Here is a 15,411-nt window from a genome sequence, read left to right as displayed (position 1 = left end):
GTTAACAAACAGAATTTTGAGCAATAATAAAACGAGTCATCATATTGTGGCCGTTGGTTATAACCCATTTACGTTGTGTCTTATTATAAAGAGATACAATTAATTATTACAAACAGGTGATATGCGTCAAGCCTCTATTATCTAATGTGAGGAGATAACTCTCATGAGCAACAAGCACCCATTGGTTCAGGTCATCGAAAACGCTCAATTGCGTGAACACCCAAACTTTGCCCCCGGCGATACCGTTGTGGTACAAGTAAAAGTACGTGAAGGTGAGCGTGAGCGTTTACAGGCTTTTGAAGGCGTTGTAATTGCTAAGCGTAACCGTGGTCTAAACTCAGCGTTTACCGTACGTAAAATCTCAAGCGGCGTTGGTGTTGAGCGTGCATTCCAGCTGCACTCACCACTGATCGATAGCATTGAAGTGAAACGCCGCGGTGCTGTTCGCCGTGCGAAACTGTACTACTTACGTGAGCGTTCTGGTAAATCAGCACGTATCCGCGAAAAACTTGCGCCACGTCCAGCTCAGAAAAAGACTGACGCTGGTGTGCCTGATGCCGTTGATACTGCACCTGGTATTTAAGCACAAGTTTGCCGTTTTGAGTTGATCGTGTTGTTTTAGAATCGACTCAAAACAAGGTGATAGTAGATACAAGCCCTTATTCATAGGTTTATTTATAAATAAGCGGGCCATACCAAAAAAGACAAAACCCCAATCTATGCGAATGCTGGATTGGGGTTTTTGTATGTGCGCGCTTATCAATTTAAGTGCGCTTGACTAAAATATGTTCTCTGATATCTGGATACTCACTACTTATACTCTAGTTTGACCATGTATAGGCATAACTATATTTGCCCGTTATTAGCTATCAAGCATTTCAATTCGGCTGGTTTGCTCTTTAGATTTACTGTATTTGCGTAGTCTGATATATAGCGTTTTGGTGACAGTGGCGATGAGCTTTTGCTGGTCATCGACGATATCGACTTTGTATTCCCGAAACACCGGTTCACCGTCTTTTGCCAACTCTTGAATGGTAATCACCTCAGTGCTAGGTATTTTCATTCGTGCGGTGACTTTACTATTACCCGGTGCGATAAAATCAATATTTGAGCTTTTGTCCCAGACCACATAGTTGCTACCCAGCTGATGCATCAACATGAGCATATAGAAGGGATCTACCATGGAATATAAGCTACCACCAAATTGTGTACCGACGATATTTTTATTGAGAGTGGTCAGTCCCATGCTGACCACACACAATCCCTGATCGAGGCTGATGTGATCGATTTTGATGCCTGCACCGATATAGGGCGCGTAAGTATTGAGTCGCAGCTTTAAAAGATGCGGGGTCAGTAGCGGCATGATACTTTGCTTGGCTCGACGCTTCAAAGTCTCAAAATTGCTGGGTAGTACACTCATAAATCTATCCTGTTGCTTTTATTGATTTTTCAGTGATATGGGTAGCGCTGTTTTTTAGTGCTTGCTATTAGATGATAAACGACAAAGACATTTATCATAGTTAAAAATGACTGCGCCCGCTAGTTTTAAAGCGTAATTAAGATAGTCTTTATAGTTATCGCAAAGCAATATTTAGTATAAGTATCTTTAGTATTTAGTTATATGATAAAAAATGTTCAGATGTCACTTATTCTTAAGAAAATTGGCCTTCAATTTAATTTTGTGTCCAGATTAGCGCTGTTTATTCCCAATAGTTTCCTATTAAGTTTATTATTGTATCCAATGAAAACTTTCATTTATTTTTTATAACGATACATGTAGTCTTTTTAATTCATCTTAAATTCGCATTTCCTTATGCCTTAACATACAATGGTTTTCTGCTTATCATGACCGATTGGTCATTTAGCTAACGCCAAACCAAAAAAGTATTCAATCAAAACCTAATCAACACAAGGAAATGTGATGAGTAACATTCAGGCCTCATCTTCAGGGCCTAATACGCCGCGACCAAACCCAGCCAATCAAGACAGCGAATTGCAAGGCAGTTATATAGATTTGCATAAGCCAAGCTCAAGCTTCGACAGTCGAGATGCCTATCTTAACCACGAATTGCAAATCATGCAGCCAAAACGCTGGCGTCCCAATTTACCATTTCGTGATTATCGTTTTGAGTATGAAGATACTATCCCTGCGATGGCAGCGACGATTGGTAAAGTGGTCATGGTGGGTGCGATTGCGGCAACCTTTGCAGGACCACTGGGCCTCGGTGATGCGTTTGTTTTAGAAAACGTTCGTTATGAGCTGTTGATCGTATCGTTCTTTATTATCTTATTTTCAGGCTTTTTGCTACCGACAGCCAACCTCGCTGGTACTCATGGGCCACTTATTCCATTGATTCCCATTGTCGTTGCGGCAGGTGGTCATCCGATGGCTTTTGGCTTACTGATTGGGGCTTTTGGTCTGCTGCTCGCTATTAGTAAAGGAGGAAGCTTACTGGCCAATTTAACAAGTAAAGGCGTATGCGGTGGCCTGTTGATTTACTTAGGGTTTATCGGAACCACCTCACAGGTTAAGAACCTTTTTGCTTGGGCAGAAGGGATTGGTATGTCGCACATTGCTTTCTTTATTATTCTGGCGACTATCCTGCTATATGCATTGCTTGAGCATTGGCAAAAACGCTGGCTTGCGGTTCCGCTCAGTTGCGTATTAGGCGGCGGTCTTGCTTTTGCATTGGGCGCACCTTTTGCGTTCAAAACAGCACCAGGTCTACCGCATATGAATCCAATGTACTGGTGGGGTGAGAACACAGGTTGGATGTTAGGGCTACCGACGATTGAAAGCTTCATTGTGGTATTGCCGTTTGCTATTTTGGCCGTGGCAATGTGGTCACCAGATTTCTTGGGTCATCAGGTATTCCAAAAAATCAGCTACCCTAAGCGTACTGAAAAAGTACTTATGGACATCGATGATACGATGACCAGCGCTTCATTTCGTCAGGTAGTTGGCTCTGTGCTAGGCGGTGCCAACTTTGCGTCCTCTTGGGGTACTTATATTGTTCCTGCGGCGATTGCGAAACGTCCGATTCCTGCTGGTGCTTTATTGACCGCCTTGTTCTGTATTATCGCAGGTGTCTGGGGCTATCCAATGGATTTGGCCATTTGGCAACCAGTGATGTGTGTCGCATTGATCGTTGGGGTGTTTATCCCACTCTTAGAGGCGGGCATGGAGATGACGCGCGAAGGTAAAACCACGCAGTCTGCTGCTATTGTGGTGTTTGCTTCTGCCTTGGTGAATCCAGCTTTTGGTTGGTCACTCACGCTATTGCTTGATAATTTGGGCTTGATTGGCTCAAAAGAGCGCAGTGCTAGTTTGACTAAAATGAGCCGATGGATCATACCAGGTATTATGTTCGTGGTACTGACTGGCGTGATGGCTATCGTCGGTATGTTGCCAGGTATTCCAGCATTAATGGCAAACTTTCGTCATTAGACCATTGATAATTAGCATATAACCGAACAAACGAAGTCAGCATAAAGCTGGCTTTTTTGTGCGTGCTATCGAAGCAATAATCAGCTTGCAAAACCACGATTCCTGCCCCATAACTAGCAGTATTACTAAGATTTTTAAGAGCAATACATTCTATGGTTACTGTCTCAGAATCGAGTCCTGTCGATGACAAAAAAGCCCGTCTTAAGCATCTGATCAAGAACTTGCCTAATTTGCCAGGGGTATATAAGATGCTGGGCAAAAACGGCGATATTTTATACGTTGGTAAAGCTAAGTCGCTAAAGAGCCGTGTGAATAGTTACTTTGCCAAGACGATCGATCATCCAAAAACGCGGGCGCTGGTGGCACGGATTCATAATATTGAGACCATTATCACGCGTAGTGAGACCGAGGCGTTGTTGCTCGAGCAGAACTTAATTAAAGAGTATCGCCCGCCTTATAACGTCTTGCTACGTGATGATAAGTCGTATCTATACGTGTTTATCTCAGCGGATAAGCCTTATCCACGTTTGGCGTATGGACGCGGTAAAGGCAATCATCAAAAAGGTCGTTTCTTTGGCCCCTTTCCATCCGCCCATGCAGCAAAAGAAACGCTGGTGTTGATGCAAAAAATGTTTCAAATGCGCCAATGTACCAACACCTTTTTTAAACAGCGCCAGCGCCCTTGTCTGGAGTATCAGATTAAGCGTTGCCGTGCGCCCTGTGTCGGATTGGTATCGCCAGAAGAGTATGCGGAAGATGTGAATAATACCATTCGCTTTTTGAAGGGCGACTCTAGTGATATTCATAGTACGCTGATCGAGAAAATGGAAGGCGCTGCCGAAGCGTTGGATTTTGAAAAGGCGGTATTGTACCGTGATCAATTGTCGATGCTACGTGAAGTGCAGGCAAGGCAAGCTGTCTACACGGTGCAAGGTGAGGCAGATGTGATAGCCATTGCCAGTCAGGCGGGCATGACTTGCGTCAACGTGCTGACCGTGCGCGGTGGTCGCGTGTTAGGCGGTAAAAACTATTTCCCTGATGTGGACAGTAGCGAGCCGCTAGCAGATAACCTATCAGCTTTTATTACCTCGTTTTATTTTCAGGTGACGGACGATCTGCCAGCAGAGATTATATTAAGCCATGAGATTCCTGATCAGGTAGCAGTAAGCGAAGCACTAGCAACGCATTTTGGCAGCAAAGTAGTCATCAAAACCAATGTGCGTGAGCATCGCTCAGAGTGGCTGGACTTAGCAACACTCAATACCAGCAATGCCCTAAAGACTAAGCTTAGTGATTATTTAGAGCTGCACGCACGCTTTGGCGCACTAAAAGATGTATTATCAGATGTGACAGACAGAACGGTCGATCGCATTGAATGTTTCGATATCTCTCATACCATGGGCGAGGCGACCATTGGTAGCTGCGTCGTATTTGATCAAGGCGGTGCGCGCAGGCGTGACTACCGTCAATATGCGATTCATGATATCCAAGGCGGCGATGACTATGCAGCCATGAAGCAAGTACTGACAAGGCGGTATAAAAAGCAGCCGTTGCCTGATTTACTACTGATTGATGGTGGTAAAGGTCAGCTGAGTATGGCAAAAGAAGTGCTGGTTGAATTGGGTATTCTTGGTGATACCTTGCTTATTGGTGTTGCCAAAGGAGAAGGGCGTAAGGCGGGACTCGAAGTCTTGCACTTTTTGGATCATGAGCCATTAGATTTGCCCATGGATAGCAAAGCATTACATTTACTGATGCATATTCGCGATGAGGCGCATCGTTTTGCGATCACCGCCCATCGTAAAAAACGCGACAAGCGCCGCTCCTCATCGGTACTTGAGGTGATTCCAGGTCTGGGTGAAAAGCGCCGCCGTGATTTGCTCAATCACTTTGGCGGTATGCAGCAATTGCTTGGCGCGTCACAGCAGGAACTGGCAGGCGTTCAAGGCATTGGACCCGTACTGGCGAAGACGGTTTATAAAGTATTACATGAGTAGCTTGATCTATTGTTTCTACCATTAACTTGGTAATGTCCAAAAAAAGGGCTGCCGCAGATAATTTAATTTATTTGCGGCAGCCCTTTTTTGAGTCAATCAAATACTATTAGTCAGTTACTATTAGTCAGTCTTCTCTACTTTATAGGTCGTAAATTTGAAGCTCAAATCACTTTTTTCATCGTGCATTTGCTCAGATTCTTCTGCTACTTTGAAGCGATCTGGTAGCTCAGAATAAAAAGCATCACCATCGGTAATGTCGGTGTCTACATGGGTCAGCTCAATGCGGTCGGTATACATCATGGCATCATTGAATATACGCTCACCGCCAATCACCCAGATCGTCTCCAGATGTAGCCCATGTGCCAAACTTGCGGCATGAGTGAGGGCATCATCTAAATTATGCACCACATGCGCGTATTCATGTCCGACCAGTCCTTGCTGTTCTGCATAGTCCATCTGAGTGGAGACAATGAAGTTCACACGTTTTGGTAATGGCTTGCTACCCATCGATTCAAATGTCTTGCGACCCATGATGACGATGCCTTGCATATCGCTACTCGAGGCGCTGTTTTGCGGGTCACGTGTGGTCAATTGTTTAAAGTGCTGCAGGTCTTGTGAGATATGCCACGGCAGCTCGTTGTTTTTACCGATACAGCGATTGCTACTTATGGCGGCGATTTGGGCAACTTCAGTGTGGGCATAGCTCATAATGGGTCCTTTCTATTATATTTTTAAACATCTATATTTTTAAACATCTATATTTTTAAATCACCGTCTTATTTATTATCGTGCACAAGACGTATTTTAAACGGCAACTTTGGCTTTGATGGTCGGATGAGACTCATAGTTATTGACACTAATATCGTCGTATTCAAAGGCAAAAATATCTTTCACCTCTGGGTTCAGGGTCAATGTTGGCGGTGTATATAGCGAACGTGTCAGTTGTAGCTCAGCCTGCTCGCGGTGGTTTTGGTAAATGTGGCAATCACCACCTGTCCAAACAAATTCACCAACTTCTAGGCCGCAAACCTGCGCGACCATATGCGTCAATAACGCATAACTGGCAATGTTAAAGGGCACACCTAGGAAAAGATCAGCCGAACGTTGATACAGCTGGCAGGAGAGCTTACCATCCGCCACAAAAAACTGAAACAGTGTATGACACGGGGGTAGTGCCACTTGCTCCGCCTCCCCTGGATTCCAGCCAGAAACAATCAAGCGGCGCGAGTTGGGGTTGGTTTTGATTTGCTCAACGACCTGTGCGATTTGATCGACACCATCATCGTTGTAGCTGCCGTCCGCGTCTTTACTTGCACCATAGTTACGCCATTGATGACCGTAGACAGGGCCCAGCTCACCTTCAGGACGATTGAAACGTGCGGTTTGCTCCGCTGTCGCCCACTCATTCCAGATACGCACGCCATGGTCCTGCAAATATTGAACATGGGTGCTGCCACTCAAAAACCATAGTAGCTCATAAGCAATGGACTTAAAGTGGACTTTTTTGGTCGTCAATAATGGAAAACCTGCCGATAAGTCAAAACGCAGCTGCGCGCCAAAATGACTCAGCGTACCTGTACCAGTACGATCACCTTTTGCAGTGCCGTTGTCTAAGACGTGGCGCAGCAAATCAAGATACGCTTGCTCGTTGTTACTATTCATCATATTTTTTAACTTCAATAATATTTAAAAGGTTTTAACGTTCAACTAGATTAATTTTTATGACCAACTAACGATGATTTACAGATTGGAATATCTAGTTTGTATGTGTCTTTAACAAGCTTACGAATGGTATTTTCGAACCAGTCCGAACAGTTAGGATGTAATATAATTTTCTTAATCATTTCTCTACTATGCTTAGCCGAAAGATGAATGCCAAGCTTGTCATTGCTTTTTGCCACTGTAGCATCATTGTCAATCAATAAAAATCTTGCTTCTTTTTCAAAAGAAAAAGCATGATGCTTGTGAAATAAATAGAAACGAGGATACGTAGTTTTTGGATCTTTCGAATCATTATTATTGTTTCCAAGCCAAGGTCGAATACTTTGATTATCATAAAGCTCTGGGGCGCTCGCTGGCATATGATATTTAACTTTACCAACATAAGAACACATTGGATCTATTTTTGAGCCATGATAAGCGGCTTTGAAATCATATTGTGTTGTCTGTATTGCTACAGCGTTATCTGAGTTTCCGTAAGAGTTCCACATGGCGTGTGTCTCTGGTTCATCTGCATACCAGCAACTTACGTAAATCCAATCTTTGGCAGTTTTAAGTTCTTCTTTGGTTAAAAACGGATCTTCTTTACCATTAAATAAGTGTAAACCGCCTTCCCATTTGTCGCTGAAAAGATTCGCTTTAGGAATAAAGAAGCCTTCTTCCAACATAGAAATTAGCTTAATAAAAGGCATGTATCGTGTTAACACAGCATAATGTTCTATGGGTTCAATCATTGCTTGACACCTTAGTAAGCGGCATGCTTACCCCAATCGTAGATGCCACGCTTATAGGCGTAACCGATCAAGAATAGACCGATAATAATCATCGGCGTGCTCAATATTTGCCCTTTGGTCACCCAGCCTAACAAAATAAACCCTTGGTCAACGTCTGGCTGACGGAAGAACTCAATGATGAAGCGGCTCAAGCCATAGCCGAGCATAAAGACACCAGTCACTGCCATATGCGGACGAGGTTTTGATGAGTACCACCAAAGGAATAAAAATAGCAGCAGACCTTCGGCAAAGGCTTCATACAGTTGTGATGGGTGACGAGGCAATAAATACTGACCATTGACCTCAGTCATCACCTCTTGTAGCGCAGGATTGGCTTGTAGCTGCTGCATATCAAAGCCAGCCGCTTGGGGGAAATAGGTGAGCCAATTGTAGCCACCATCAGAGACACGGCCCCATAGCTCGCCATTGATATAATTACCAATGCGACCAAACAACAAGCCTGTCGGGACGCAAGGCACGATAAAATCGAGTACTTGAAACGGGGTCTTTTTATATTTGCGAGCAAAGTACAGCATCCCTAGCATGACACCAATCAGGCCACCATGGAATGACATGCCGCCTTCCCAAACCTTGAAGAGGTAGGCAGGATTTTGTAGCAACTCACCAAATTGATAAAACAACACGTAACCGACACGACCACCCAAGATGACGCCCAGTGCGCCAAAGAACACGAGATCAGAGACCATGTCTGTCGTCCAGCCCTCACGCTTGGTGCTGCGATACCATGCCAGACCGTAAGCGGCAGCAAATGCCAGTAAATACATCAGCCCATACCAATGGACTTCGACTGGCCCAAGTGCCAAGGCGACAGGATCGTACTGAGGGTGAATCATCATAAGGGTGTCATAATATTGATAATAAAGTGCTGACTATAATAGCAAATTTCATGCGCCCAGCATACATAATTGCTCCAACCCAATCATAGGTTATTGGCAATTTAAGTTTTTGAGGTAGTGCAGAATGTCTAGGCTGAGAGTCAAAAAAGATAAAAAGTAAGGTAAAAAATTGACTTGAATGAGGGTGAATTTTCGTGATGATATATAATCTTGGTAGCTAACAATTTAAGATAAAAATGTGATCTCTATCGTTTTTAAGTGGTCACTACCAAGTGCTCATAAATAAATGCGGTTAAGTAAATGCAGCTAGATGGCGACTAGATCCTGTACTTTGTTTTCAACCATCGTATCGCCTGCACCTTGAGACACGACCTTACCGCGTGATAATACGGTGTAGTTGTCAGCCAGCTCTTCAGCAAATTCATAGAACTGCTCGACCAGTACAATGGCCATGTCCCCTTTGTCAGCCAAGTCGCGAAGCACACGGCCGATATCTTTGATAATAGATGGCTGAATACCTTCGGTCGGCTCATCCAAAATCAGTACTGACGGCTCGGAGGCGAGCGCACGAGCAATGGCAAGCTGCTGCTGCTGACCGCCAGACAGATCACCACCGCGACGATGTTTCATCTCGTCAAGCACTGGAAAAATATCATATAAATGCTTGGGTACTTGCTTGGCCTTACTGCGTGAAAACTTTGCCATACCGATCAAGATATTTTCTTCTACCGTCAGTGTTGAAAAGATATCGCGACCTTGCGGCACATAAGCCAAACCTGCTCGCACGCGCTGCTCAGGTGAGAGTTTGCTGATGTCTTGGTCATTGAGCAAAATTTGTCCTGATTTGATCGGTAATATCCCCATCAGGCATTTGAGTAACGTGGTTTTGCCCACGCCATTACGTCCAAGTACCACACTGCACGCGCCTACAGGCGCTGTAAACGAGACATCTCGTAAAATATGACTGCCGCCGTAATATTGATTGATACCATTGACTTGTAACATGACGGTCTCCTAATCTTTCAATGATTTTTAATATTTTCAGGGTTTCGCATTTGCATAGCTTGGCATTTGCATAGCTTCGCGGTTTATGGGCTAATGATGTATTGAATCATTGTCCAACTATCGACCTAAATAGGACTCAATCACCGCTTCATTGGCTTGCACTTCCGCCAAGGTGCCTTCGGCCAATATCGCCCCTTGAGCCAATACCGTGACTTTTTCACTGATAGCATCGATAAAAGTCATGTCATGCTCGACCACCACTAAGGTATGGTTCTGTTTGAGGCGCAGGCACAGCTCGGCAGTATGCTCAGTTTCGGCATCGGTCATACCTGCCACAGGCTCATCGAGCAAAATGAGCTTGGGGCTTTGCATCAACAGCATACCAATCTCTAGCCATTGTTTTTGACCATGAGAGAGTAAGCCTGCTGGCTTATTGATTTTGTCCGTCAAGCGGATTTGCTCAAGGGTCGCATCGAGTGTATCGCGCGTATTGGCATCGAGTTTGTTGAACAAGCTTTTGACCACGCGCTTGTCTTTTGGCGCAGCAAGTAGCAAATTATCCATTACCGTAAAATTTTCGAACACGGTGGGTTTTTGAAACTTACGCCCGATACCCGCTTCAGCGATTTCTTCGGTAGATAGGCTGGCAAGATTATGCGTTTGACCAAAAAACACACTGCCTTCGGTAGGTCGAGTTTTACCAGTGATGACATCCATCAGCGTGGTTTTACCCGCGCCATTGGGGCCGATGATACAGCGCAGCTCACCTTCCTCAATATAGAGCGACAGATTGTTGAGTGCGCGAAACGAGTCAAACCAAACGCTCACCTCTTCTAGATATAGCGCAATGCCATGGCTAAAATCGACGCCTGCTGGCTTTGGGTGGCTGCGACCCGTACCACCATGAGTACGCCCATACTCATGGATCGACTGCTCAGATGGTGTTGATTTATCAGTTAGCATTACTGTTTCTCCTTCTTGAAGCGATCGAACAAGCCCATGATGCCATTGGGCAAAAATAAGGTGACTACAACGAACAGCCCGCCCAATATCAATAGCCAAAACTCAGGATAGGCAACCGTGAAATAGGTTTTTACTGCATTCACCACACCTGTTCCCAAAATCGCACCCACCAAGCTGCCTCGACCACCAGTGGCTACCCAAACGGCCATCTCAATTGAGTTCACAGGGTTCATCTCACTTGGATTGATAATACCGACTTGCGGCACATAGAGCGCACCTGCGATACCAGCAATGACGGCGGACAATACCCAAGCGGAGAGCTTGTACCACAGCGTGCGATAGCCTAAATACTGCAAGCGGTTTTCGCTATCGCGAATCGCACCCAATACGCGTCCATAAGGCTGGTTCATTAAATAACGCAGACCCATGTAAGAGAGGAGTAATGCCAAGGCGGTAACAAAACACAGCATAGAACGGGTTGAGGCGGCAGTAATGTCGTAGCCTAGAAGCGTGGTAAAGCCCGTGAAGCCATTATTGCCACCAAATCCTGTTTCGTTACGGAAGAATAGCAGGGCGGCGGCATAGACCATGGCCTGAGTGATGATAGAAAAATAAACACCTTTGATCTTTGAGCGGAAAGCAAAAAAACCAAAGATAAAGGCAATCACACCTGGCACCAAAACCACCAATGCCATCGCCCACCAAAAATGCTGCGTGCCGGCCCAATACCATGGCATCTCAGTCCAGCTCAAAAAACGCATAAAATCAGGCAAGCCATCGCCAGCAGTTTCGCGTGTCAAGTACATGCCAAATGCATAACCACCCAGCGCAAAATATAAACCATGCCCCAAGCTCAAAATACCAGCGTAGCCCCAGACCAGATCTAGTGCCAAGGCCACCATTGCCAGTGCCATGATTTTGCCAATTAGGGTGATCCAGTAGGCGGACAGGTGAAAAGGTGACGTCTCTGGCATTAAGTGTAGCCAAGGGAGTATCAATAGCACGGCAAAGCACAAACCGATTAAAATGGCGCTACGCCTTGTATCAGACAGTAATTTGGTCAGTATCATAAGAGTCTCCTTATTCGACAAAGCGGCCTTTGAGGGCAAATAAACCTTGTGGCCGCTTCTGAATGAACAGAATCACAAGAACCAACAACACAATCTTGGCTAATACCGCGCCAATGCCAATCTCAAGCACCGTGCCACTGACACCCAGTCCCAAGGCGGCCAAAACCGCGCCCCATACTTGTCCGACACCGCCAACGACGACGACCAAAAAGGTATCGATAATATACGTCTGACCCAAATCAGGACCCACGTTGCCCACTTGAGCAAGCGCACAACCAGCCATACCAGCCAGTCCAGAGCCCAAACCAAATGCCATCATATCGATGCGCGCAGAAGGGATACCAACGGCACGTGCCATTTGACGGTTTTGAGTGACGGCGCGTATAAACAAACCAAAGCGGGTTTTGTTGAGCAAGTACACCAGTAGCGCCACGACAATGACGGTAAATACGATGATGGCAATACGGTTATAAGGCAGTACCAAACTTGATGACACTTGATAGGCACCGCTGAGCCACGCCACATTGCTGACTTCAACGTTTTGCGCGCCAAAAATCATCCGTACCAATTGCATTAAGATTAGACTGACGCCAAAGGTTGCCAATAGCGTCTCCAGCTCACGACCATATAGCGGACGAATGACAATGCGCTCAATAATCATACCGATAACAGCACTGACCAAAAATGCAGCGGGAACCGCCGCAAGCAAATACCAGCCAACCATATCTGGCAGATAAGCTTGAAATAAGTTTTGCACCACATAAGTGGTATACGCGCCAATCATAATCAGCTCACCATGCGCCATATTAATCACGCCAAGCAAGCCAAAAGTAATCGCAAGGCCAAGTGCTGCGAGCAATAAAATGCTGGCGGTACTCATGCCAGTGAAAATATGACCTGTCCATGTGCTTATCTCAATACGGCGTGCCACGCTATCTCTGGCATCACTGAGCGCCGCCTCAAGCGTCGGATCCAAGTTGTCAGATGCAAGGGCGGATTCAAGATCAACCAATACCTGCGGATTATCGCTATCAGCGAGTAGGTTCACAGCCTCAATCTGAGTGGGTAAATCGCCATTTTTGAAATCAATACGAGCCTGTAGAGCCGTTAGTGCTTTTTGAACGTTGGCATTGTCCTCATTTGCGGCAGCGGCTGTGATAATGGCTGGATCGACTTGGTCAATGTTATCTGCCAAAATCTCCACAGCCTGCAAGCGCTGTGCTGGCTTGTCAGATTCGAGCTTTACCTTGGCCTGTCCAAAGATAAGCGCCGAGCGTAAGGTATTGGTCAAGGTGACTTGGGACAAATCGCTTGGCCAATCGGACGTTTCGGTTTTGTCGGGATATGTGAAGAGTTGATCCTCTGCATTGAGCAAATACGTTTGCCCACGGTTTCCTTGATACAGCTCATCATTGGCAATCAACTCGACCAGATTGTCCAAACTCTCAACCGATCCTGGCCAAGCACTTAGCATGGCTTGGCGCTGACTAAAATCGCCCGCCACAAATTGTTGAATAGCATCGCCTGATACTACCTTCGTAGGCTGTGTCGGGGTAGTCAATGACTGCTCATTATTGGTGCGCAGCGTGTCACTACCATCGGTCATCGACTCTGAGGTCACAGTGGCGATATTTGCCGATTGAGCATCGTCATCTGCATGAACGATGGTGGTGAAGGCCGCTAACAGTAAGGTGATTAATACCAGCAGCCGTCGCGGCACAACCATTGAGATACTAGACGCGTATGTCTTTGCTAATGTCTGCTGATCATTATTGTTTTTGGATAATATCTGCCCCAACAATGGGCGTAAAGTATGGTGCTGCATGTGCGGCTCCCTGTTTTTACAGACAATAAATCCTTGTCCTCTATTACTTAACGCAGTAAGTCATAGAAGCCGTGATAAGGTTTGGAGGTACTTAAAATTTTGAGAATAAGTGCTGAACTTCAAGATAGCGGGTAGGCGGTGGCTCGTTCATTGATATAGTCTATTTGTCTACTATTCATACTTGCTACCACCATGCGCTTTTCAGCACCTATTTATTGAGGGAGCCATTTATTTCGGAATATACTCGCTCCATGGCTGCGCTCGGATGACCTCTGGCGTTTTAAAAATCGTATCAAACTGACCATCGGCGCGAATTTGACCAATCATGACAGGCTTCCATAAGTGATGGTTTTCTTCATCCATCTTGAGGGTGTAGCCAGAAGGCGCATCAAAGGTTTGTCCCGCCATACTAATACGGACTTTATCAACATCGGTGGTGCCAGCATCTTCCACTGCTTGTTTCCACATATTGATACCCACATAAGTGGCTTCCATAGGATCGTTGGTCACAACCTTGTCGGCATTCGGCAGGTTTTTGTCCAAGGCGTACTGCTTATAGCGTTTGGTAAAATCGCTATTGACGGGGTTTTTGATCGACATAAAGTAATTCCATGCTGCCAAGTGCCCTTGTAGCAAGCTGGTATCGATACCGCGCAGCTCTTCTTCGCCAACTGAGAATGCCATGACGGGAATATCCGAGGCTTTGATGCCTTGGTTGGCAAGCTCACGATAGAATGGCACGTTTGAGTCGCCATTGATGGTAGAGATCACTGCCGTCTTTTTGCCTGTTGAGAATTTCTTAATATTCGAGACGATGGTTTGATAGTTGCTAAAACCAAATGGCGTGTACTCTTCCATGATGTCTTCATCAGCCACGCCTTTTGATTTCAAAAATGCCTTTAGAATCTGGTTGGTGGTTCGTGGATAGACGTAATCGGTACCCAATAATACAAAGCGCTCTGCACCGCCGCCTTCTTCGCTCATCAAATACTCTACCGCTGGAATGGCCTGCTGGTTGGGCGCCGCGCCAGTATAAAAGATGTTTTCTGATTGCTCTTGTCCTTCATACTGAACGGGATAAAACATCAAGCCGTTCAGCTCTTCAACCACGGGCAAGACAGATTTGCGCGAGACCGAGGTCCAACCACCAAAAATCACATCGACTTTGTCTTGAGTAAGCAGCTGACGCGCTTTTTCGGCAAACAAGGGCCAGTCAGAGGCAGGGTCCACCACCACAGGCTCTAATTGCTTACCAAGCAAGCCGCCATTGGCATTAATTTCGTCAATGGTCATGAGTGCGGTATCTTTTAGCGAGGTTTCAGAGATGGCCATGGTGCCAGATAGCGAGTGCAAGATGCCTACTTTGATCGTGTCGCCATCAGCGGCAGGAGTGGTCGTTGTCTCTGTTGTGGTTTCAGTCGTTGTCTCTGTCGATGTCGCAGTTTCGGCAGGCTTTTGACAAGCAGTAAGACTCAGGCTGCCAATGACGGCAATTGCTAGTAACGAGAAGCGTGATCTGATTTTGCCGTGTAGGTGAGCGTCAACAAACTGAGGATTGGCTAAAGTGGGTAACGAAAACATGGACATCTCCTAAATAGACACAAAAGATAAAGTATGGCTCCTGAACAGTTATTAAGCGTTCAAGTTCCGTGCCAAGTCAAAAATGCCAATAATCGTATAATATTTGAGCAATAAATAAATATTGTCTGTTATTTTCGTTAATTTAGTGCACGATTGTTAATAGAGCGCACCAT

General features: G+C 45.5%; 13 protein-coding genes. 3 read left to right on the top strand and 10 right to left on the bottom strand.

Annotation, left to right across the window (positions count from 1 at the left end; all coding sequences use genetic code 11):
• Window positions 1-163: 163 nt before the first annotated feature.
• The gene (gene rplS / locus L0G63_RS00335; protein ID WP_058023515.1) at window positions 164-583 is read left to right on the top strand and encodes a 50S ribosomal protein L19; all 420 of its coding nucleotides are present in this window, start codon (window positions 164-166) and stop codon (window positions 581-583) included.
• Window positions 584-862: 279 nt separating this feature from the next.
• Here the strand turns inward: rplS and L0G63_RS00330 are convergent, their stop codons facing one another.
• On the bottom strand, window positions 863-1,420 hold the full coding sequence (locus L0G63_RS00330) for a DUF4442 domain-containing protein (protein ID WP_301448860.1): 558 nt from the start codon (window positions 1,418-1,420) through the stop codon (window positions 863-865).
• Between the two features lie 501 nt (window positions 1,421-1,921).
• On the opposite strand from L0G63_RS00330, the gene L0G63_RS00325 reads away from it, so the two are divergent.
• Window positions 1,922-3,448: a DUF3360 family protein gene (locus L0G63_RS00325; protein ID WP_301448859.1), complete on the top strand. Its 1,527-nt coding sequence runs from the start codon at window positions 1,922-1,924 to the stop codon at window positions 3,446-3,448.
• A gap of 152 nt (window positions 3,449-3,600) precedes the next feature.
• A complete protein-coding gene (gene uvrC, locus L0G63_RS00320; protein WP_058023518.1) occupies window positions 3,601-5,445 on the top strand; it encodes an excinuclease ABC subunit UvrC in 1,845 nt (614 codons plus the stop codon).
• 120 nt (window positions 5,446-5,565) lie between these two features.
• On the opposite strand, the gene L0G63_RS00315 is transcribed toward uvrC, so the two are convergent.
• From L0G63_RS00315 to urtA, 9 genes are all read right to left on the bottom strand, one after another.
• Complete coding sequence (locus L0G63_RS00315) at window positions 5,566-6,153, bottom strand: dihydrofolate reductase (RefSeq protein ID WP_301448858.1); 588 nt, start codon at window positions 6,151-6,153, stop codon at window positions 5,566-5,568.
• A 96-nt stretch (window positions 6,154-6,249) separates the two neighbouring features.
• Window positions 6,250-7,110, bottom strand: coding sequence for a thymidylate synthase (locus L0G63_RS00310; RefSeq protein ID WP_301448857.1), 861 nt, complete (start codon window positions 7,108-7,110; stop codon window positions 6,250-6,252).
• A gap of 47 nt (window positions 7,111-7,157) precedes the next feature.
• The gene (locus tag L0G63_RS00305) at window positions 7,158-7,898 is read right to left on the bottom strand and encodes a DUF2971 domain-containing protein (protein ID WP_301448856.1); all 741 of its coding nucleotides are present in this window, start codon (window positions 7,896-7,898) and stop codon (window positions 7,158-7,160) included.
• A gap of 11 nt (window positions 7,899-7,909) precedes the next feature.
• Complete coding sequence (gene lgt / locus L0G63_RS00300) at window positions 7,910-8,794, bottom strand: prolipoprotein diacylglyceryl transferase (RefSeq protein WP_301448855.1); 885 nt, start codon at window positions 8,792-8,794, stop codon at window positions 7,910-7,912.
• A gap of 306 nt (window positions 8,795-9,100) precedes the next feature.
• The gene (gene urtE, locus L0G63_RS00295; protein WP_301448854.1) at window positions 9,101-9,799 is read right to left on the bottom strand and encodes an urea ABC transporter ATP-binding subunit UrtE; all 699 of its coding nucleotides are present in this window, start codon (window positions 9,797-9,799) and stop codon (window positions 9,101-9,103) included.
• A 117-nt stretch (window positions 9,800-9,916) separates the two neighbouring features.
• Window positions 9,917-10,762, bottom strand: a complete 846-nt coding sequence (urtD, locus tag L0G63_RS00290) for an urea ABC transporter ATP-binding protein UrtD (RefSeq protein ID WP_301448853.1) — start codon at window positions 10,760-10,762, stop codon at window positions 9,917-9,919.
• Window positions 10,762-11,832 (bottom strand): urea ABC transporter permease subunit UrtC, encoded by a 1,071-nt coding sequence (urtC, locus tag L0G63_RS00285; protein WP_071002819.1) that lies wholly within the window; start codon window positions 11,830-11,832, stop codon window positions 10,762-10,764. Before urtC ends, urtD begins: the two co-directional genes overlap by 1 nt.
• 10 nt (window positions 11,833-11,842) lie before the next feature.
• On the bottom strand, window positions 11,843-13,657 hold the full coding sequence (gene urtB / locus L0G63_RS00280) for an urea ABC transporter permease subunit UrtB (protein ID WP_301448852.1): 1,815 nt from the start codon (window positions 13,655-13,657) through the stop codon (window positions 11,843-11,845).
• Between the two features lie 228 nt (window positions 13,658-13,885).
• Window positions 13,886-15,238 carry an urea ABC transporter substrate-binding protein gene (urtA, locus tag L0G63_RS00275; protein ID WP_301448851.1) on the bottom strand — a complete coding sequence of 451 codons (1,353 nt, stop codon included), beginning with the start codon at window positions 15,236-15,238 and terminating at the stop codon, window positions 13,886-13,888.
• Window positions 15,239-15,411 lie beyond the last annotated feature (173 nt).

Source organism: Psychrobacter sp. (assembly GCF_030454045.1).
Taxonomy (GTDB): domain Bacteria; phylum Pseudomonadota; class Gammaproteobacteria; order Pseudomonadales; family Moraxellaceae; genus Psychrobacter.
Note: the sequence above shows the minus strand (reverse complement) of the source record. Positions and strands in the feature narration are given on the sequence as shown.

What these genes read in the sequence shown, in the direction of transcription:
- rplS (WP_058023515.1), top strand. Translation starts at nt 164, where the DNA reads ATGAGCAACAAGCACCCATTGGTTCAGGTCATCGAAAACGCTCAATTG.
- L0G63_RS00330 (WP_301448860.1), bottom strand. Translation starts at nt 1,420, where the DNA reads ATGAGTGTACTACCCAGCAATTTTGAGACTTTGAAGCGTCGAGCCAAG.
- L0G63_RS00325 (WP_301448859.1), top strand. Translation starts at nt 1,922, where the DNA reads ATGAGTAACATTCAGGCCTCATCTTCAGGGCCTAATACGCCGCGACCA.
- uvrC (WP_058023518.1), top strand. Translation starts at nt 3,601, where the DNA reads ATGGTTACTGTCTCAGAATCGAGTCCTGTCGATGACAAAAAAGCCCGT.
- L0G63_RS00315 (WP_301448858.1), bottom strand. Translation starts at nt 6,153, where the DNA reads ATGAGCTATGCCCACACTGAAGTTGCCCAAATCGCCGCCATAAGTAGC.
- L0G63_RS00310 (WP_301448857.1), bottom strand. Translation starts at nt 7,110, where the DNA reads ATGATGAATAGTAACAACGAGCAAGCGTATCTTGATTTGCTGCGCCAC.
- L0G63_RS00305 (WP_301448856.1), bottom strand. Translation starts at nt 7,898, where the DNA reads ATGATTGAACCCATAGAACATTATGCTGTGTTAACACGATACATGCCT.
- lgt (WP_301448855.1), bottom strand. Translation starts at nt 8,794, where the DNA reads ATGATGATTCACCCTCAGTACGATCCTGTCGCCTTGGCACTTGGGCCA.
- urtE (WP_301448854.1), bottom strand. Translation starts at nt 9,799, where the DNA reads ATGTTACAAGTCAATGGTATCAATCAATATTACGGCGGCAGTCATATT.
- urtD (WP_301448853.1), bottom strand. Translation starts at nt 10,762, where the DNA reads ATGCTAACTGATAAATCAACACCATCTGAGCAGTCGATCCATGAGTAT.
- urtC (WP_071002819.1), bottom strand. Translation starts at nt 11,832, where the DNA reads ATGATACTGACCAAATTACTGTCTGATACAAGGCGTAGCGCCATTTTA.
- urtB (WP_301448852.1), bottom strand. Translation starts at nt 13,657, where the DNA reads ATGCAGCACCATACTTTACGCCCATTGTTGGGGCAGATATTATCCAAA.
- urtA (WP_301448851.1), bottom strand. Translation starts at nt 15,238, where the DNA reads ATGTTTTCGTTACCCACTTTAGCCAATCCTCAGTTTGTTGACGCTCAC.